The 17,733-nt window shown below is 56.9% G+C and carries 15 protein-coding genes and 2 pseudogenes; 9 read left to right on the top strand and 8 right to left on the bottom strand.

Translation table 11 applies throughout. The features are described from left to right. Nucleotides 1-15: 15 nt before the first annotated feature. Genes GOV91_RS16815 through GOV91_RS16805 form a run of 3 tightly spaced genes read left to right on the top strand, consistent with a single transcriptional unit; the run spans nt 16 to nt 2,077 of the window. Nucleotides 16-273, top strand: a complete 258-nt coding sequence (locus GOV91_RS16815; protein ID WP_171236362.1) for a metal-sensing transcriptional repressor — start codon at nt 16-18, stop codon at nt 271-273. Between the two features lie 3 nt (nt 274-276). After that, nucleotides 277-1,596 carry an MFS transporter gene (locus tag GOV91_RS16810; protein ID WP_171236361.1) on the top strand — a complete coding sequence of 440 codons (1,320 nt, stop codon included), beginning with the start codon at nt 277-279 and terminating at the stop codon, nt 1,594-1,596. A 52-nt stretch (nt 1,597-1,648) separates the two neighbouring features. Beyond that, nucleotides 1,649-2,077, top strand: coding sequence for an Lrp/AsnC family transcriptional regulator (locus tag GOV91_RS16805; RefSeq protein WP_171181099.1), 429 nt, complete (start codon nt 1,649-1,651; stop codon nt 2,075-2,077). 214 nt (nt 2,078-2,291) lie between these two features. On the opposite strand, the pseudogene GOV91_RS16800 reads toward GOV91_RS16805, so the two are convergent. Next, nucleotides 2,292-2,672 (bottom strand): annotated as a pseudogene (locus tag GOV91_RS16800) (FlgB family protein); the annotation flags it as partial. 105 nt (nt 2,673-2,777) lie between these two features. Here GOV91_RS16800 and GOV91_RS16795 point away from each other — a divergent pair. The 6 genes and pseudogenes from GOV91_RS16795 to GOV91_RS16770 all read left to right on the top strand — a co-directional run bounded on the left by GOV91_RS16795 (nt 2,778) and on the right by GOV91_RS16770 (nt 9,997). Then, nucleotides 2,778-4,098 (top strand): annotated as a pseudogene (locus GOV91_RS16795) (FliI/YscN family ATPase). Nucleotides 4,099-4,184: 86 nt separating this feature from the next. Beyond that, the gene (locus GOV91_RS16790; protein WP_171236359.1) at nt 4,185-5,024 is read left to right on the top strand and encodes a flagellar motor protein MotB; all 840 of its coding nucleotides are present in this window, start codon (nt 4,185-4,187) and stop codon (nt 5,022-5,024) included. A 91-nt stretch (nt 5,025-5,115) separates the two neighbouring features. Then, nucleotides 5,116-6,411 carry a flagellar hook protein FlgE gene (locus GOV91_RS16785; RefSeq protein ID WP_171236358.1) on the top strand — a complete coding sequence of 432 codons (1,296 nt, stop codon included), beginning with the start codon at nt 5,116-5,118 and terminating at the stop codon, nt 6,409-6,411. 33 nt (nt 6,412-6,444) lie between these two features. Beyond that, the gene (gene flgK / locus GOV91_RS16780) at nt 6,445-7,896 is read left to right on the top strand and encodes a flagellar hook-associated protein FlgK (RefSeq protein WP_171236357.1); all 1,452 of its coding nucleotides are present in this window, start codon (nt 6,445-6,447) and stop codon (nt 7,894-7,896) included. 2 nt (nt 7,897-7,898) lie between these two features. After that, nucleotides 7,899-8,906, top strand: coding sequence for a flagellin (locus GOV91_RS16775; protein ID WP_171236356.1), 1,008 nt, complete (start codon nt 7,899-7,901; stop codon nt 8,904-8,906). Continuing rightward, nucleotides 8,903-9,997 (top strand): flagellar basal body P-ring protein FlgI, encoded by a 1,095-nt coding sequence (locus GOV91_RS16770; protein WP_171181091.1) that lies wholly within the window; start codon nt 8,903-8,905, stop codon nt 9,995-9,997. Before GOV91_RS16775 ends, GOV91_RS16770 begins: the two co-directional genes overlap by 4 nt. A 38-nt stretch (nt 9,998-10,035) precedes the next feature. Here GOV91_RS16770 and GOV91_RS16765 read toward each other — a convergent pair whose 3' ends face one another. From GOV91_RS16765 to GOV91_RS16735, 7 genes are all read right to left on the bottom strand, one after another. Then, nucleotides 10,036-10,680 carry a DUF1523 family protein gene (locus GOV91_RS16765; RefSeq protein ID WP_171236355.1) on the bottom strand — a complete coding sequence of 215 codons (645 nt, stop codon included), beginning with the start codon at nt 10,678-10,680 and terminating at the stop codon, nt 10,036-10,038. Nucleotides 10,681-10,690: 10 nt separating this feature from the next. Next, nucleotides 10,691-10,957, bottom strand: a complete 267-nt coding sequence (locus tag GOV91_RS16760) for a hypothetical protein (RefSeq protein WP_171236354.1) — start codon at nt 10,955-10,957, stop codon at nt 10,691-10,693. A gap of 1 nt (nt 10,958) precedes the next feature. Beyond that, nucleotides 10,959-12,296, bottom strand: coding sequence for a DUF6638 family protein (locus GOV91_RS16755; RefSeq protein WP_171181085.1), 1,338 nt, complete (start codon nt 12,294-12,296; stop codon nt 10,959-10,961). Further along, nucleotides 12,293-13,084, bottom strand: a complete 792-nt coding sequence (locus GOV91_RS16750) for a hypothetical protein (RefSeq protein WP_171236353.1) — start codon at nt 13,082-13,084, stop codon at nt 12,293-12,295. The genes GOV91_RS16755 and GOV91_RS16750 overlap by 4 nt, the downstream gene beginning before the upstream one ends. Nucleotides 13,085-13,102: 18 nt before the next feature. Continuing rightward, the gene (locus GOV91_RS16745; protein ID WP_171236352.1) at nt 13,103-15,037 is read right to left on the bottom strand and encodes an ATP-binding protein; all 1,935 of its coding nucleotides are present in this window, start codon (nt 15,035-15,037) and stop codon (nt 13,103-13,105) included. A 56-nt stretch (nt 15,038-15,093) separates the two neighbouring features. Then, nucleotides 15,094-16,212, bottom strand: coding sequence for a hypothetical protein (locus GOV91_RS16740; RefSeq protein WP_171236351.1), 1,119 nt, complete (start codon nt 16,210-16,212; stop codon nt 15,094-15,096). A gap of 278 nt (nt 16,213-16,490) precedes the next feature. Beyond that, nucleotides 16,491-17,570 (bottom strand): hypothetical protein, encoded by a 1,080-nt coding sequence (locus GOV91_RS16735; RefSeq protein WP_171236350.1) that lies wholly within the window; start codon nt 17,568-17,570, stop codon nt 16,491-16,493. Nucleotides 17,571-17,733: the final 163 nt, after the last annotated feature.

Raw genomic sequence — 17,733 nt, 5'->3', positions numbered from 1 at the left:
GGATAAGGATAAATCATGCCAAATCACAAACATGAGTCGCACCCACAAATCACGGCCCGGCTGAAACGCGCCCACGGTCATTTGGCCAAGGTCATTGCCATGCTGGAAGAGCACGCCCCCTGTTCAGACGTCGCACAGCAGCTTTTCGCTGTTGAAAAGGCCGTCACCAATGCCAAGCGTGCTTTGATCCATGATCATATCGACCATTGCCTGTCTTCTGACGACGGTGGCAGCGGGATCGAAGACTTCAAAACGATTACAAAATACCTTTGAACCATGCTGAGCATTCTGAGAAACCGCACCTACCGCCACCTGTTCCTCGCCCAGATCGTCGCCCTGACCGGAACCGGGTTGGCCACGGTTGCGTTGGGTTTGCTTGCTTTTGAACTGGCAGGGGACGCCGCTGGCCTTGTGCTGGGCACCGCGTTGACGATCAAGATGGTGGCCTATGTCACCGTCGCCCCATTGGCGGCCGCATTTGCCGAACGCCTGGATCGTCGCAAAATGCTGGTTTTTCTGGACCTTATCCGCGCTGCTGTTGCGGTATGCCTGCCTTTTGTAACTGAAGTCTGGCAGGTCTATGTATTGATTTTCGTACTACAATCAGCCTCGGCGGGATTCACGCCTGCCTTTCAGGCAACGATTCCCGACGTGTTACCTGATGAGGCTGAATACACACGCGCGTTGTCTCTGTCGCGCTTGGCTTATGACATGGAAAGCTTGCTCAGCCCCATGTTTGCCGCAGCCCTGCTGCTGCTTGTCAGCTTCAACAGCCTGTTCTGGGGCACTGCATTGGGTTTTTTGGCTTCTGCTTTACTTGTGGTTTCAGTCGGGCTGCCTTCACCAAGGCCAACCAAACCCCGCGGCATTTATGACCGCACGACACGCGGCATTCGCATTTATCTGAGGACACCCCGGTTGCGTGGGTTGCTTTCGCTCAGTTGGAGCGCCGCCGCGTTGAGTTCGATGGTGATCGTCAACACTGTGGTCATCGTGCGCGCCAATCTGGGCCTGTCGGAAAGCGCCGTGGCCATAGCCTTGGCCGGGTTCGGAGGCGGATCGATGCTGGCAGCCTTTACTTTGCCTCGCCTTCTGGATCGGATCGAGGACCGTCGCGTCATGCTCTCGGGGGCCGTTTTTGCTACAGGATCGATGGCCGTCGCTGCGGTTTTCGCAGTAACTGTTCCCTTGTCACTGGGTCTGCTAACCCTGTTGTGGGCCTTTACAGGTTTTGGGTATTCCACAACGCTCACACCTTCGGGCCGCCTATTAACCCGGTCGGCGCAGCCCGAAGACCGCCCTGCCGTGTTCGCCGCACAGTTCACCCTGTCGCATGGCTGCTGGTTGGTTCTTTACCCACTGGCAGGATGGCTGATGACCGTGTACGGGCCGACCGTTACCCTCAGCAGCATGGCGACACTGTCGGTGGTGGGCGTTGTAGGTGCAATCAGCCTTTGGCCGCGGCTTGATCAAGAACCGATCATCCACGATCATCCAGATTTACCGCCCGATCATCCGCACCTGGCCGGGTCAGGCCCGCATGTACATCCAATTATCATTGACGATCTGCACCCGCACTTCCCGCGTGAGCCTTGAGCAAGAGCTTCGATCTGCACTAAACGCGGACTCATCGAATACCGGAGCCCCAATGGACCAGCTAGACCGTCGTATCATCGCCGCACTGCAAGCCAATGCGCGTGCATCGACCACACAGATCGCAGCCACACTGGGCGTCGCGCGCACGACGGTACATGAGCGGATCAACCGGATGGAACAGCGCGGCATCATCACGGGGTATTCGGTGCGCCTTGGGGCGACGGAAGATACACCCAAGGTTCAGGTGATCGTCATGCTGGAGGTGCAGCAAAAAGAAACGACCCGCATCATCAAACGGCTCGAAGCCTACCCCGAGGTCAAATTGTGTCTGTCAATCAACGGTGAATTCGACCTGATGCTTTCGGCTGAAGCACCCCGGTTGGAAGATCTGGACATTCTGGTCGACGACCTAGCAAAAATTCCCGGCGTCCTGCGCACCAATACCAGCGTTGTCTTTGGGCGTAGGATCGATCGAAACTGAAGCGGCGATAACCCTCTGTAAACCGATTATTGGCTAGCTTGGCCGGGACAGTTCAGAATCCCGGACGGGCAGAATGCCAATTCGAAAGCTTTCGTTTTTCATCATGTTCCTGCTTGGCGCGCTGGCTCAGGCAGTGTTTGCCGCGCCCAATGCCCATACACGGGATCTGTGCGATCAAGCCGCGCAACGTGCGGCTTTGTCCGAAGGGGTACCCGCGACCCAGGCTGGCACGCAGAATGTTCATCGAAGATTTGTAGATCGCCAGCGCCCGGTCATGCTGACGTTTCACGTCGACCGATTTCAGCATTTCTTCTTCTAGGGAAACGCCGTTGCCGTTGGGATCGCCGGAAGGGACGGCATCGAACTCGGCCCAACCTTGCGCACTGGTCCCGCCGTGCAGATGACCCTGCCGCGTGGCCATCATGGCCGCGTTACGACCGGAGGTTTCGAAAGCGTCCTTAAAGGACTGGATATCGCGCGGCTGATAGCCTGGCGTATCCGCATTGGCCATGTTGCGCGCTATTACGGCCTGCCGTTGTCCGGCATGGGTTGCCATTGCGTACGCTGTCTTAAAGACGTTCAGGTCATAGAACATCGGGGCTTCTCCCTCGATCAATTTCAATCAAGGCTTAACCCCGATTCCTTTAGAAACCGTTTTCAGAACTCAGTTGGAGAACCCACGATGTCAGATCTCGACCCGATGCTTCTGAAACACGAATTCGACAGGATCACCGCAGTCCGGCATGTGGGTCTGGTCAGAGGTGTTGCGCAGGGGCTGATCGAGATCAGCGGCCTGAACAATCACGCCCGCATCGGCGACCTGCTGACATTGCAACGGCGCTCGGGGCCTGATGTTTCTGGTGAAGTGCTGTATGTGGATGCGGGTCATGTTCATATGATACCGGGCGCTGCACCAGATGGTGTCAGTCTGGGGGACCGCGTGTATCTTGACCCCTCTCCGGGTTTCGCACCGGGGCCTGCACTGGTTGGGGCGTGTTATCGATCCATTTGGCAAACCGCTTGACGGGAAACCTCTGCTGAACGGGGCGCAGGACCGCGATATCATGCAGGCCCCGCCGCCAGCCGTAACACGCAAACCGTTGGGAGAGCGGATGGCCACGGGGCTGTCCGTTCTCAACACGATGCTACCGATCGTACGCGGTCAGAGGGTCGGGTTGTTTGCCGGGTCGGGCGTTGGGAAATCGACGCTCCTGTCAACTCTGGCACGCTCCATGCAGGCGGATGCGGTCGTAGTTGCACTGGTTGGTGAACGGGGGCGCGAAGTAAATGAATTTGTTGCCCATGCCATCGGTCCGGAGGCCATGCAGCGGACCATCATGGTGGCAGCGACTTCGGACCAGTCGGCCTTGGCCCGCAGGCGCTGCGCTTGGTCAGCGATGTCGACAGCAGAATTCCTGCGCGATCAGGGCCTGAACGTCCTGTTTCTGGCCGATTCAGTGACCCGTTTTGCTGAAGCACACCGGGAAATTGCCGTCGCCATGGGGGAATCGCCGACCCTGCGCGGCTATCCGCCTTCGGTCACACCGTTGATCACCAATCTGTGCGAACGCGCGGGACCGGGAGCGCAGGATCAGGGGTATATCACCGCCGTGTTCAGCGTGCTGGTGGCCGGATCGGACATGGATGAACCTGTCGCAGACATTCTGCGCGGCGTGCTGGACGGGCATATCGTGCTTAGCCGTGACATCGCCGAACGTGGGCGTTTCCCCGCCATCGATCTCAGCAGGTCCGTGTCCCGCAGTTTGCCGGGGGCGGCGTCCGAGGCGGAAAATCATATGATTTCGGAAACACGCAGGCTTGTCGGAAGCTACGAACAGTCTGAAGTGATGATAAAGGCCGGGCTATATGCCGAAGGGTCGGACCCGCTTTTGGATCAAGCCGTGCGCGTTCACGACGAATTGGATTCGTTTTTCGGGAAACCGGATTCCGAAGGGATCGAAAACAGCTTTAGTCGACTGTCCCTGTTTCTGCGCCGCGCATCGGTCGGGGTACCGCGTTAAGCGAATTCTGAACAGTTTTAAGTGTTAAGGCCACCTTAAGTCCTCCGCTGTTAGTCACAGAGTTGGGTGATAAAAAGGTGGTGGAGATGGGTGCGCAAACAAACGCGGCGCCAATCATCATCAAGAAGAAGCGTGTGTCATGTGGCGATGGCCATCATGGCGGCGCGTGGAAAGTCGCGTATGCCGACTTTGTTACGGCCATGATGGCCTTCTTCATGTTGATGTGGCTGCTGAACGCAACAACGGAACAACAACGCAAGGGGTTGGCGGATTACTTCGCGCCTACAATCCCGCTAAGTCCGGAATCCGGGGGCGGTGACGGCGCTTTTGATGGCGACAGCATGCTGTCAGAAGATACGCTGCTGCGGGACGGCCAAGGGGCTACAACCAAGTACGCAACCGAGTCGCGCCTGGCCCGTGGGTCCGTCGGCGTGGATGCACAGGGTGGCGGCAAAGGGAACAAGGAAGATTTCTCAACGCTTGAAGCCCAACTGCTTGGCCGCACAGGCGAAAGCGATGTGTCGGACAAGCTGCTCAAGCACATTGTCACACGCGTCACTGACGAAGGACTTGTCGTCGAACTCTTTGACACCGAGGATCAGGCATTGTTCGAATCGGGATCCGACACGCCAACCCGCTTCCTGCGCGCGCTGGCCCTGATCATCGCCCGATCCTCGGATTTAGTGACAAATTCGATCGCCGTTGAAGGCCATGTCAGCGCCTCGCCTGTTGTACAGGCCCGCAACACCGCCTGGGATCTGTCCACTGCACGAGCGCAAAAACTGCGCCAGTTGCTGCGGGACAAGGGCGTGACGGCACGGCGGATGGATCGCGTCACCGGCCATGCAGACCGTGAGTTATTTGCTAAAAACCCAATGGCACCGCGGAACAACAGGGTCGAAGTGATCTTCCTGCGTCACCCCTAAAGGATAGAACGCATTTTACATGTTAGCGCGCTGTTAAGGGGCAGCGCGTTACCTGTTGCATCAACGACTGACGCAACAGAAGGGCGCGCCCATGACCATTTCCTCTTCGCTCAATGCCGGCGTGGCAGCGCTGAAAGCCAACGCCAACAGGCTGGCGACGATTTCCGACAACATCGCGAATTCCTCGACCTATGGGTACAAGCGAGTCGAGACGGATTTTCATTCTATGGTCACGTCGGGTCGGGGTGGCAGCTACTCGGCCGGTGGTGTGCGCACGACAAGCCAGCGCATGATCGATCAGCGCGGGCCTTTGGTAACAACCAGCAACTCCGCCGACCTCGCGGTACGCGGGCGCGGGATGTTGCCAGTGCGCCCTAGTTCGCAAATCGGCAACAACTCGAACGAGATGCTTTTGACCACCACCGGATCGTTCCGCACCAACGAAGAAGGGTATCTGGTAACCGAATCCGGCCTTGTTCTTCTGGGATGGCGCGCTGGTCCGGATGGGACCATTCCGTCTGTACCCCGCGACACACCCGCCGCACTTGAACCCATTCAACTGAGCGTCAATCAGCTCTCAGGCGCCCCAACAACAGAAATGAACCTGCGCATGAACTTGCCCGCCACGGCGACCGATGCAGGCGCTCCGGGCGACGTTCAACCTTTGTCGGTCGAGTATTTTGACAACCTTGGCAAATCCGAAAGCGTTGATACCCAGCTGATCCCAACCGTTCCGGCGACCGGCAGCAGCAATGAATGGACTATGGTTCTGCGCGATTTCGCCTCTGGCGGCGCAATCATCGGGGAATACACACTAACTTTCACCGACAACCGAACCGCAGGCGGCACTCTGGCCAGTGTCGCGGCAGTATCAGGTGGCGCATACGACCCAACGACCGGCAGCGTCATGGTCAATGTTGCTGGCCGTCCAATGGAGATAAATATCGGCATGATCGGCGATGCCGATGGAATAACCCAGCTCTCTGACACGTTTGCACCGGTTTCGATCACACGAGATGGTTCCGCCGTTGGTACAATGACTAGCGTTCAAGTGGATGAAAATGGCTATGTCTATGCGTTCTACGACACTGGCGTCAGCCGCCGGATGTTTCAGATTCCACTCGCGGACGTGCCCAATCCCAATGGCCTGACGGCGTTGGACAGTCAGACCTACGCCCCGTCACGTGAAAGCGGCACATTCTTTCTGTGGAACGCAGGCGACGGCCCGACCGGAGATCTTGTTTCCTTCGCCCGCGAAGAATCAACTACGGACGTCGCAACCGAACTCACCTCTCTGATCCAGACACAGCGCGCTTATTCATCAAGCGCCACGGTGATCCAGACGGTGGACGAGATGCTGCAGGAAACGACGAATCTGAAACGCTGAACCAGTGTCTGATCAAAGGAAAGGAGCGGCCTCATGAACATGTCGACGGCACTCAACAATGCATTGGGTGGGCTGACAGCGGCCAGCCTAGGGGCCTCTGTGGTGTCCGGGAACATCGCAAATGCCCTGACGCCGGGCTACGCGCGCCGATCCCTTGAACTGACAACCAGCCAGATTTCCGGCAACGGCGTCCGCACGGTTGGAGTGGTTCGGCACCAGGACCCTGTTTTAACCGCCAACAGACGGTCAACGGACGCCGAACTTGCGTTACAATCCGCAGTTTCGGATTTTCATACGCGTTTCGAACAACTGGTCGGATCTCCAACAAACGGGTCCTCGTTGTCCACGCGCCTGTCGGACTTGGAAAACAGCTTCATAACTGCAGCCTGCCTGCCGGATTCGATCGAACGGCTGGATCAGGTCGCGCGTTCGGCTGGTGATCTGGCCAAGGCGCTGAATGCGACATCTGAGGGCGTGCGGCAGGCGCGCTCGGATGCAGATCGAAAGATCGGCGCTCAAGTTGAAAACCTAAACCGGACTTTGCAGGATATCGAAGACCTAAACGCCAAGATTCCGGCCATTAAAAACTCGGGCGGTGACATTGGTGCCCTGCTGGATCAACGGCATATCCTGATCGATCAGGTCAACACGATGATTCCGGTCAACGTCGTGCCGCGCACCAATGATCAGGTGTCGCTGTATTCCGATGGTGGGTTGATCCTGTTAGAGGGTAATGCGTCAGAGTTCACCTTTTCCACAACGGGTGAGACCATGCCGCATATGACGGTGGCAAACGGTCTTCTGTCCGGGCTGGAGATGAACGGAAACCCGGTGCGCACAAGCGGTGACACCGCACAGATTCGTGGCGGAGCGCTGATGGCCCAGTTCACTATCCGCGATGAAATGGCTGTTGAGGCACAGATGCAACTGGACACTGTTGCCCGCGACCTGATCGAACGGTTCGAAACGTCGGGGCTAGACCTCACCGCCCTGGTTAGCGATCCGGGCCTGTTTACCGACAATGGCAACCGGTTTGATCCTACCGCTTTTGTCGGGCTCGCCTCTCGGATTGCAATCAATTCAACAGTGGATCCTGACGTTGGCGGAGACAGCTGGAAGCTGCGTTCGGGTCTGGGCGCTGTGACAGCAGGTGATCCCGGACAAGCCGCTCAACTACGTGCCTTCGGAAACATCCTGAGTGACGCGCGTCCGATACCTGTCGGAGTGTTCGGTACAGGAAACATGCTTGCCGCCGAGTTGACCGAGGCTTTGCTCTCTAAAGCGGGTGCAAATGCGCATGCAGCAGATCAACGCCAGGCCTTCGCCAATAGCGCCCAACAACAAATGGCCCAGATCGAGGCCGAGCAGGGTGTGGATACAGATCAGGAACTGCAACGTCTCATGCAGGTTGAACAGACATATGCCGCAAATGCACGGGTTATCTCGGTCGTGGATGAATTGCTTGAAACTCTGCTGAGGTTGTAACGATGACTTTGACATCTATCGGCGATCTGGCGCGCGGTATGACCTTGCGCACGCGTGCCACAGAAATAAAAACACAGATCGAAACGCTTTCGTTTGAGATGTCCACTGGGCAGGTACAGGATATCTCGGGCCGGTTGGGGGGCGATTATTCGCAGCTTCTCGACTTGGATCGCAGCCTCGCCATGCTCGACGCCTTTGGCATAGCAACGTCTGAGGCGGCTCTGTTCGCCGATGCCATGCAGTTAAGCCTGACAACCTTCAGCGATTCTGTCGGAGAAATGACCGCATCCTTGTTGGCTTATGGAACCGCAAATCAGCCTGCGAACCATGAACAAGCATCGGTGCAGGCGAAAAACGAACTGGACACGATGATCTCGGCGCTGAACACGCGCGTCGGTGGACGTAGCCTGTTTTCCGGCACGGCCACCGACGTATCGCCTTTGCAATCATCAGACGATCTTTTGGCGGCGCTGAGGCCGCAGTTGACCGGGCTTGCGACTGAGTCAGATATCCGTCTGGCAGCAGACACATGGTTCAATGACCCGGCCGGGTTTGACGCCGTAATTTACCAAGGATCGAACAACACGCTTTCCCCGATGCAGGTATCAGAAAATGAAAGCGTCACTCTGCCGATCACTGCAACGGACCCGGCTTTCAAAGCCGCCCTCAGGGACGTTGCAGTGGCCGCATTGGCCACAGACAGCGCATTGGCGCTTTCCCCAGATCAACGCACGATGCTGTTCACGCAGTTGGGTGTTGATCTGGCCAACGCGCAGGATGATACCGTGCAACTCCGGGCCGAAGTCGGCACGGCGGAGGCCCGTATAGAAGAGGCAGCGACACGCAATTCGGCTGCTCGCACCAGCCTTGAATACAGCCGAAACGAACTGATCGCGGCGGACCCTTATGAAACGGCGGCAAAACTGCAAACTGTGCAGTTCCAATTGGAAAGCTTGTATTCCGTAACTGTTCGCAACGCGAACCTATCGCTGGTGAATTTTCTGAGATGAGGGCGCTGATACTTATCTTGGTCTTCCTTCCCAGCCTGGCTTGGGCGGGGGCAATCCGTCTTAAGGACCTGGTCGATTTTGACGGCGTGCGCGGCAACGATCTGGTTGGCTACGGCCTAGTCGTAGGTTTGAATGGAACCGGTGATGGATTGCGCAATGCCCCCTTCACCGAAGAAATCATGTCCAACATCCTCGAACGTCTGGGCGTCAACGTGAACGGCGAAGATTTTCGACCAAAAAACGTGGCAGCGGTTTTGGTCACAGCCAGCCTCCCACCCTTCTCCAGGGTGGGCGGTCAGATCGATGTGACTGTTTCGGCCATCGGCGATTCCAGCAGCCTGTTGGGCGGAACGCTGATCATGACACCTTTGAACGCAGCCGACGGTCAAATTTATGCTGTCGCTCAAGGCACAATTTTGGCGGGCGGCGTTTCTGCCGAAGGTGAGGCCGCTTCGGTGGTGCGCGGGGTACCAACGTCGGGTGTCATACCGTCTGGCGCACGGGTTGAGCGTGAAATTGACTTTGACCTGTCGACCCTGACCCAAATGCGTCTTGCGTTGAGAGAACCCGATTTCACCACAGCCGCACGGATCGAATCCGCGATCAATACCGAGTTCAACAGGGCCGTGGCCATCATGCGGGATTCCGGCACGGTTGAACTTAACATTGCCGCGACGCAAGCGGTATCAACGGCCCATGCCATCGGGCGAATCGAAAACATACTGGTTGAACCGGAAACAAAAGCGCGCGTGGTCGTCGATCAGCGGTCGGGTACCATCGTTATGGGTCAAGAGGTCCGCATTTCGCGCGTTGCTGTCTCTCAGGGTAATCTGACGTTAACAGTGCAAGAGGCCCCGATTGCAGTGCAACCCAACCCGTTTGCCAGAGGTGAAACAGTGGTCGTGCCCCGCACCATCGCTGGCATCGAAGAGGAAGAAGGCACCGGTCTTGCCGAAATCCCCGAGGCGACAACTCTGTCCGAAGTGGTTGCTGGATTGAACGCGCTGGGCGTGTCGCCTCAGGACATGATCGACATTTTGAAAACCATAAAAGCAGCGGGCGCGCTGCACGCAGAGTTCATAGTCAGGTGACGGCGGAAGGGCGTGCTGATTGCACGCCCCTCTGCGCTTTACTTTGACTTCCAGCTGTCCAGCCAGCGTCGAAACCTGGTGCGCCGTTCTTCAATTGCGTCACCCGCCGCATACAGCCCGTCTTCCACGTTTTCGATCATCGGGTCGATCCGGGCCTCCCGGAACCTGCGCCAGCGCACCCATATCGCCCAGACCACTGCGGCGAAAATCGTCAGGAATATGATGTTGAACCAGGGGATAATCCGCGCATCCGGCCCATCCACATGGTTGATGAAGATGGCGTTTGGAAAAATCGACAGAAACTCGTTGCGCCAGCCGTAGTGAGTAACAACCACCCATTTCGGATTCTCTTTGGTCGATTTCGCATCATTGGCTTCGGTATACAGGTTTGCGGTATCGAACTTGAAATAGGGGGGCCAACCCCATCCAGTATCCTCGTTTCGATAGACGATGGGTTTACCGCTTTCGCGAACGGCCTGAATGAACTGCACGTCCCGATTGGCAAGGCTTGCGGACTGGTCCTGGGGTTCAGACCAGAAAATCCGGGTCCAGTCGTTCAGATCCTGCCTTTCTTCATAGGTGTTGACGATGCGCACAATGTCATGCTGCGGCAGTGAGTATTGCAAGACCGCCGCAATCGTGCCCCAGATGATAATAATGAACGCCCATTTCACATAGGACATGCCTAAATCCTCACATGTAATTCACAATGTAGATCAGCGCGCCAATCGCCACCCACGGCACAATATAGACACCCAGGATCAGTTTACGCCGGAACGAGTTGTCATACACATGCAATCCGCGTTCGACAAAGGCTTCTTTGTTACCCGTTTTGCCTTTTTCGTCCCACCAGTCCTCAAGCTTGCGCCGCCGGATACCACGCGAATAGAAAGACAGCGCAACATAGGCAATCGTCTGGACCACCAGTAAGATCAGCAATAGGCGCAACAATCCGATCATATCAGCCTTTCCTCACCGAACCCCAGGGACCGACTCGGGCGATTATGTCATCGCTGACCCGGTCATTGCCGCTCATATCCGGCTCATGCCCAAACAACGCGGCGCGGGCCCCTTGCTTGTCCACCTGATACTCACGCGCAAGGAAGTCGGCAACATAGGCTTTCTTGCTCTCGGGCCAACCTGAATATGTGCGGTAGAACAGCTCTTTATGGCAGATGAACATCTGGCGCGGGTCCAGCGGGGCCAACTCAGACAGCAGCATGTTCACCAGATCGCGGTTCGGTGTATCCGCCGCGCGCAAAGTATAGAAATAGGCCGGATGGTCCGAGGTGATACGCGGCCATGGCCCCCCATCGCTCGCCCAGCGCAGCAATTGAGCGAGCCCGTGATAAGCCTCGGGCAGGCGATCCGAGTGGTTGCGCGCCAGCCGACGCATGTCGCTGCGATCCAGCCCGGTCAGGTCGACATCTGCATCCGCAGCCGCATCGACGGTCAGGAAATCCATCTTTTGTTGCAGGATCGCGGCGGCATCCACGCCGCGCGCTTTGACAATCGGTTCGACCAGATCGTTGTAGTCCAGAAACTTGGCAATCTGGTTCCGCTGTGACGGGTCGAAGGTGTACTTGATCGGCAGATCATCCGGCTTTTCGCCCATACAGATGGCCGCCGGGTGATCCACATCCGGAAACAGATACAGCCCGCCAAAATGCGCGGTCCAGAAATTGCGCTGCTCAAAATCCGTGTGGCGCAGACGGACCGGATTGCGGGTGACGTCGCCGGTTTCCTTGGCCGTTTCGATCATCTTGGCGATCAATACGTCGTCGAACCACGCATCCTCTTCGGTCTTGAACCGTTCGACCATCCCCGCCAGTTGCTGTGCCTTGCGCAAGGTGCCGCCTGCGGTGTCGGCCTCAATCTCGATCTTGCGCAGGTTCAGCAGGTCGCGCGGCGTGGACAGTTTGAAAACCGAGTTCACCAACTCTCCGGCCACTGCATCGGTGGCGGTCAGGGCGAACAACTGCGCCTCGTTCATCTCGATGAATTCACGCAGGATATCACGCGAGGTCGAGAATTTGACATTCAACAGCGGCGCGCGTTTCTGTTCGGTCGTCAGCAGGATGAACTGCCGGTTGACCCCGTTGGGATTGAGGTAGAGCGTGTCCTCCAGCTCAATCCCCACCTCCGGCGAATAACCCGAGATATCGACATGGAAATCCGTCAGCGCCGTGGTCTTGCCCGCCAGATGCTGCAGCGCGCGGTTATACCGCTCGACTAAGGCCGGGCTGGAGATGTGGACGAGATTGCCGAACATCAGGCCTTTTTCGATGAGGCGGATCATTCCTCGACCTCACTTAACCCTGTAAGCTCAAGCAAACACAGGTATATCTTCCGGACTCGCAAGTTAACAACTTTTTGTTTGTCTGCATCAGAGAGGTTACCAAAATCAGCAATGACGCGTTCAAGCAACCCTTCAATTTCCCCGATACGAGAGTCATCAAACTTATGGTTCGTGTATTTGGTGCCATCTTTTTTGTTTTCTTTCACAGCGGTCTCAGCGCGTTCCAATTCTGCGCCGAGTTGGCGAAGCACACTGTATGTCCCAAGATCTTCATTGAATCTTCTACCAATTTGGAAGCTTGACTGTTGGGGCTTCAAACCTTCCCGAATTACTTCAGTCGTTATAGTGATCTTAGGTTCGCGAACCACTCTTTCAGCGATACCTTTTAATCGCTCCTCAAGGAGCTTTCCCGCTTCGACTTCTCGTCGCATGCGCCTTTCATCTTGGAATATCTCGGCCTGCGCGCGTAGAGCTGCAAGTTGATTTTGTTGAGCTTCTCTACTCAACCTGAGCTCCTCTCGGGTCGCAGATAGTTCCTTTCTCTGTTCAGCAAGCTCCAAGGTTTGCAAACAAACAGTTACAATAATCCATACAAACGCCAATGCACCAGCGAAGCCAGCCAGTGTATCGCCTACTTCATTTGGCTTTGAGGCAAGAAAGACACCGAATTTTGTCAGGCACACATCGTCGCTGTTACAAATCTCCTGCGCTCCCATCCAAACAGCGAATGCTGCAATTGTTCCAGAAGCGGTAATTCCCCAGAAAACAGGACTTTTCAGGTTAACCATCTCATTGCTCGTATTTTTTTAGCCATCCTTCCCCTCCAAATACCGCCGCTTGGCCTCTTCCATCCGGCCCATCTCACGGACAGCGTTCTCGATGGCGACCTCGTCGCTCTTGTCGGCATAGCGGAACTCGCTGTCGGCGTAGCGGTTGATCTCTTGGATCACCATCTCAACCGTGATCGGCTGGCGCAGGTCTTCGATCATCGCTTTCTTGGTGTCGTAGTCGCGGAACAGGAACAGGTCGGGGTTCTCCATCCACTCGTCGGGCAGTTCGAAATCCATCGCGCGGACCTTGACCGCGTCGGTGATGTTCTTGATCGCACGACCGGTGAACCGCTCATCCGCCTGCTGGATCGCCTTGAGGTAGTTGCCCAGCTTGGCGATCGTGTCCATCTGGCCGATCTCGTCGGACACCCGGTCATAGACCTGCAATAAAGCATCCTCATGCGGGCGGGAATGGCTTTCGAAACTGGCGGCGACGGCCTTTTTGATCTCCTGCGCGGCATAGGCGTCGTGTTCGCCCAGCGGGATGTCGTGGTTGCGACCCATCAGCAGGTGCAGGATGTCGATGTAATCCTCGCGCGTTTGCGGCCCGTCCACCAGAAACCGCGCGCCCGCCCGCTGGCGCAGGGCGTCGTCCACATTCTCAGGGTAGTTCGAGAACATGCCAAAGGTGCAATTGCCGCGCACGACGGTGTTGGCGCCAGCAAAGCTCTCCATCAGAACAGCGGTGATTTCCAGTTGGCCCGCGCTGGACTGCCGGTCGCCGCGTTTTCCCGCCAGTTGGTCTATATCGTCGATGGTCCCGAAACCGATGACCGAGGGATCAATGATCGTATTGATAAAGGCTTTGGCGTTCTGGCCGGACTTGCCCTGATAGCTGTCGATATTGTCGGTGCTCAGGTTCTGATAGCGGAACGGATAGCCCGCGTTCTGGCAATAGTCATTGATCAGCCCGGCCATCATCTGGATCAGGGTGGTCTTGCCGGTGCCCGGTTTGCCGTCACCCATGAAGGTAAAGATGAACCCGCCGAGTTCCGCAAACGGGTTCAGGCGGCGGTCGAAGTCATAGGCCATCAGCATCTTGGCCAGCTTCATCGCCTGATACTTGGCGATATGGTTGCCCACCACCTCGTTCGGTTTCTTGAACGTCATGGTCAGAGTGGAGGATTTGGCCTTTGAGGCCGGCTCGAACCCTCGGATCGTCAGGTCATTGGCGTCGATATGCCAGGCGGCGTTCTGGAACGGGGCCAGATGGTCCGCCGACTGCGCACGCAGGGCGGCCTTTTCCATCAACTGCTCGGCATAGGCACTTGTGGCGGCGATCAGGTGGGCGTCGTCAGGGGCGTGTTTGGCCAACATTTGGTCCAGCTCCCACAGCGCGCCATGCAGGGCGAGTTGGCCGTTGTCGGTCAGGATCTCTTCGACCTCGCCGATATCGACGGTGGTTTCACTTAGATGTGAGGACATCAGATACGCCAGCGCATTTCCAAGCACATGCGATGAGATAAGCGCCTCCGCGGTCAGCAAACCCGAGAACTCGGCCTTCCGCGCGGCAGGCAGATCCCCGGCTAGGTTCGCACGCTTCAAATCGGCCAGCGGTGTCTGGTCCGCATAAGCCTCGGCCACAGCCAAAGCGATTGCGATGGCGCGGCGAATGGCCTGTTGCGTGGTGGCCTGCGGCGGCGAGACCAGCGTATCGCCGTCATCGGATGCCTCAATCCGTTCAACCAGATGCACCCCGTCTGCGCGTACAGTGCGCCGCGTCACCAAACCGGGTGTGGTGGATCGAAACCGCCTCCCGGTCGTGACACCCGGAGACCGCTCGACCGCCACTTCAACCGGTTTCGCAATCCGCGGCGCGTGTTCGAACCCATTCAGCAAGGCGGTCGCCGCCGGGTAATGTTTGCGAATATCGTCTTCGCGCAATTCCATCTGATCTGACGTCAAACTCATTTGCTCAACCCTGCATCTTCTTCTCGTCCAAAATACGGTCGCCGAAGGCGAAAAACTCAATAGCGCAACACCTGTCCTGCCTTGCTAACGACGAATTTGCGCACATCGGCAAACCCCGGCGGGTTGCGCTCGGCCAGCACCTGAAAGGGGCGTTGGGGCAGGATGATCGACCGCTGCGTCCGCGTGGCCCCGGTCTCAGCGCCCTGCCCGCCAAACGGATCCAGCGCGAAAATCTCGCGCTCGACGGTTGAAAACCATCCGGCGCGTTCTTCGATGACCTCTTCGCTTTCCAGCTCCTCGGTGGTCCAGGCCAGTGCCCAATCTTGACCTTCGGGTGCCTGTGCGTCCTCCAGCACCTGCCGCAAAGGACCCGATTGCTCGGTATAGGCCGAGGAATACATTGGCCCCACATGAATGCGGCGCAGGTGTTTGGGATGCAGGTCGTCAAAATCCTGGTCGAAGCCCCTGGCAATCGTCACCAGTTTCAATCCGCCCAGGGATTGCGCCATCAGATGCGCCTGCACCTCGGGCCAGCGGCGCTGGTCCTTGGGCAGGGCGGTTTTGCCACTGTCCTCCAACTGCATCAGGTAGATGACCGGCAGGTTGATCTGGCTGTCATAGACCGCCCAGTGGATCATGAACTTGCGCCGATCCCCCTCATTCCCGATCCAATGGCACTCGGGATCGTTGCGGGCCCAGAACAGCTGACCTTTCTGCAATTCCTCATAATAGAGCCTTTGCGACAGCGCGAATTGCAGCTTGGTGGGGATTTCCTGATCGCCGATGATCGTCCGCACCATGTCGGTTTTCAGGTCATCTTCCGACGGCATATTCGCCAGATGCACCTGCGCCTGCTGCGCGTCATTGGCCATGGTCAGCAATTCGGTCGCCACCGGAAACCCACTGTCGCGCTTGTCCATGGCGAGGCTGCCAAAGAACCGCCCAGTATCGCGCCCGACCAGCAAATATTTCATGGAAAGCGCCCTAAAGGTGTAGAGCAGCCCCGAAAGGTAGCGCGACACGATCCGCACCTCTTGCTTGCTGATCGCGCCCGCGGCCTCCATCGTCGCGGCCACGCGCAGGAGGTGGACGGTGATGACCTCGAATTTGCGGAAATACCGACGCGAGGCAAAGGTGTCGGTCAGGCCGACATGGTCTTGGGTAGGGTTACTCATTTCGCTTTATTAGACATATTGTGCAACCATGGTCGGTATTTTTGGTCGATCTCGATCCCCTTTCTATGGAACCAAATGAACAGCCAAAAACCATAGGCGATGAAAACTAAGCTGGCCGAGACTATGACGACTTTGGTAGTCAACGCGTCCGAACCAAAAGCTCTTATTGCGATAGCGCATGATCCCACACAAAGCACCACTCCGATGGCGCTAAGTCCCAAGAACGAAGCCAAGAGTTTAACAATCGAGCCAATCCTTCCCGGACGAGCCATCAGGGGTTAACCCCCATACAAATTCTTATCATGCTTCTCGACAATAGACGCAAACCGGCGGGCAAAGCGCTCATCCGCCTTGGCCTTTTTCTCCAGCACGTCGCGGGCAAAGACCATGTGGTCCTCATGCGCTTCAAGCATGTCGGCCATTTTCTGGTTGGTCGCGGTGCCGATGGCGGCCATGGCGGTTTGTGCCTCTTGATCGGTCTGCACGCCGATCTCGTTGATGCGGTGGGCCACGTCCTGCTGCTGTGCGGTTTTCAGCGATTTGGTCAGGGCGTCATACAGCACCACGCGCTGTTGCGTGTCTGTCTGCAGCTTGTTGATCAGCACCATCTGTGTCGCCGCCTGGTTCTGCAATGAATCGACCCAGGTCTTGCCCTTTTCGATATAGCGCTCCAGCGTCTGAGATTTGGCCAGCTTGACCTGTTCTTCCTGAACCTTGGCGTTGTATTGCTTGTTCAGCTCGGCCAGTTCAGTCTCTAACTGGGTCCGCGCGGCGGCATCCTGTTCAACGCTGATCTTGTTTTCCAGCGTGATAATGGTCGGATCCATGCCTTGGATTTCGGCGCGCAACGCCTCAAGCTCGGCCACGGTCGCCTCACGGTCATCCAGTGTGCCGGTCAAGTTGTCCTCAACTTTGACGCGCTGCTCTTCCAGTACGGACAGCTGCCCCTGCAACAATTGCACGATCACATCTGATTTAGCGATCAGGTCCTGCAGCTTGTCGTCGATATTGGCCGTGCGCATCCGTTCCTGCCGCATCGACTCGGACTTACCTTTCGAGAAGATGCCAACAAACGACTCCCACCCGGTTTTCGAGCGCATTTCGTCGAAATCCTTGGAAAACGCGTTTGTAACGTCGTCCAGCCCCATGATCAGCTCGGCGATATTGGCATTCATCACCTCGGTATGGGCGTGAACATCCTCGAGCGTTGCGTTCTCAATGTCGATATCCGCCTCGGCGGTGCCGATCTTGGCCCGCGCAGCCTCAATCCGTGAGGTCAGCCCTTCGATTTGTGACTGAGACTCACGCACTTTTGCCTGAGTTTCTTCTATAAGGGCTTCGAATTGCTGGTTCGACATCTCTGGTGTCCCTTTTTGTCTGTTTAACCAATAAGATAGGGAATGTTACACCGATTTACATCCCCTTGCGCTAATTTTTCCACCAGACTTTTGCAAACTCGGGGCAAAAAAGATAGGCGGCTGGCTGCAGCCTAACGTGGATCGGTATACGAAAATCACACAC

Source organism: Ruegeria sp. HKCCA6837 (assembly GCF_013034475.1).
GTDB lineage: Bacteria > Pseudomonadota > Alphaproteobacteria > Rhodobacterales > Rhodobacteraceae > Ruegeria.
This window is presented reverse-complemented; position numbering and strand designations above follow the sequence as displayed.

Excerpts from the sequence above, each read along its gene's own strand:
- GOV91_RS16815 (WP_171236362.1), top strand. The coding sequence starts at position 16 with ATGCCAAATCACAAACATGAGTCGCACCCACAAATCACGGCCCGGCTG.
- GOV91_RS16810 (WP_171236361.1), top strand. The coding sequence starts at position 277 with ATGCTGAGCATTCTGAGAAACCGCACCTACCGCCACCTGTTCCTCGCC.
- GOV91_RS16805 (WP_171181099.1), top strand. The coding sequence starts at position 1,649 with ATGGACCAGCTAGACCGTCGTATCATCGCCGCACTGCAAGCCAATGCG.
- GOV91_RS16790 (WP_171236359.1), top strand. The coding sequence starts at position 4,185 with ATGGGTGCGCAAACAAACGCGGCGCCAATCATCATCAAGAAGAAGCGT.
- GOV91_RS16785 (WP_171236358.1), top strand. The coding sequence starts at position 5,116 with ATGACCATTTCCTCTTCGCTCAATGCCGGCGTGGCAGCGCTGAAAGCC.
- flgK (WP_171236357.1), top strand. The coding sequence starts at position 6,445 with ATGAACATGTCGACGGCACTCAACAATGCATTGGGTGGGCTGACAGCG.
- GOV91_RS16775 (WP_171236356.1), top strand. The coding sequence starts at position 7,899 with ATGACTTTGACATCTATCGGCGATCTGGCGCGCGGTATGACCTTGCGC.
- GOV91_RS16770 (WP_171181091.1), top strand. The coding sequence starts at position 8,903 with ATGAGGGCGCTGATACTTATCTTGGTCTTCCTTCCCAGCCTGGCTTGG.
- GOV91_RS16765 (WP_171236355.1), bottom strand. The coding sequence starts at position 10,680 with ATGTCCTATGTGAAATGGGCGTTCATTATTATCATCTGGGGCACGATT.
- GOV91_RS16760 (WP_171236354.1), bottom strand. The coding sequence starts at position 10,957 with ATGATCGGATTGTTGCGCCTATTGCTGATCTTACTGGTGGTCCAGACG.
- GOV91_RS16755 (WP_171181085.1), bottom strand. The coding sequence starts at position 12,296 with ATGATCCGCCTCATCGAAAAAGGCCTGATGTTCGGCAATCTCGTCCAC.
- GOV91_RS16750 (WP_171236353.1), bottom strand. The coding sequence starts at position 13,084 with ATGGTTAACCTGAAAAGTCCTGTTTTCTGGGGAATTACCGCTTCTGGA.
- GOV91_RS16745 (WP_171236352.1), bottom strand. The coding sequence starts at position 15,037 with ATGAGTTTGACGTCAGATCAGATGGAATTGCGCGAAGACGATATTCGC.
- GOV91_RS16740 (WP_171236351.1), bottom strand. The coding sequence starts at position 16,212 with ATGAGTAACCCTACCCAAGACCATGTCGGCCTGACCGACACCTTTGCC.
- GOV91_RS16735 (WP_171236350.1), bottom strand. The coding sequence starts at position 17,570 with ATGTCGAACCAGCAATTCGAAGCCCTTATAGAAGAAACTCAGGCAAAA.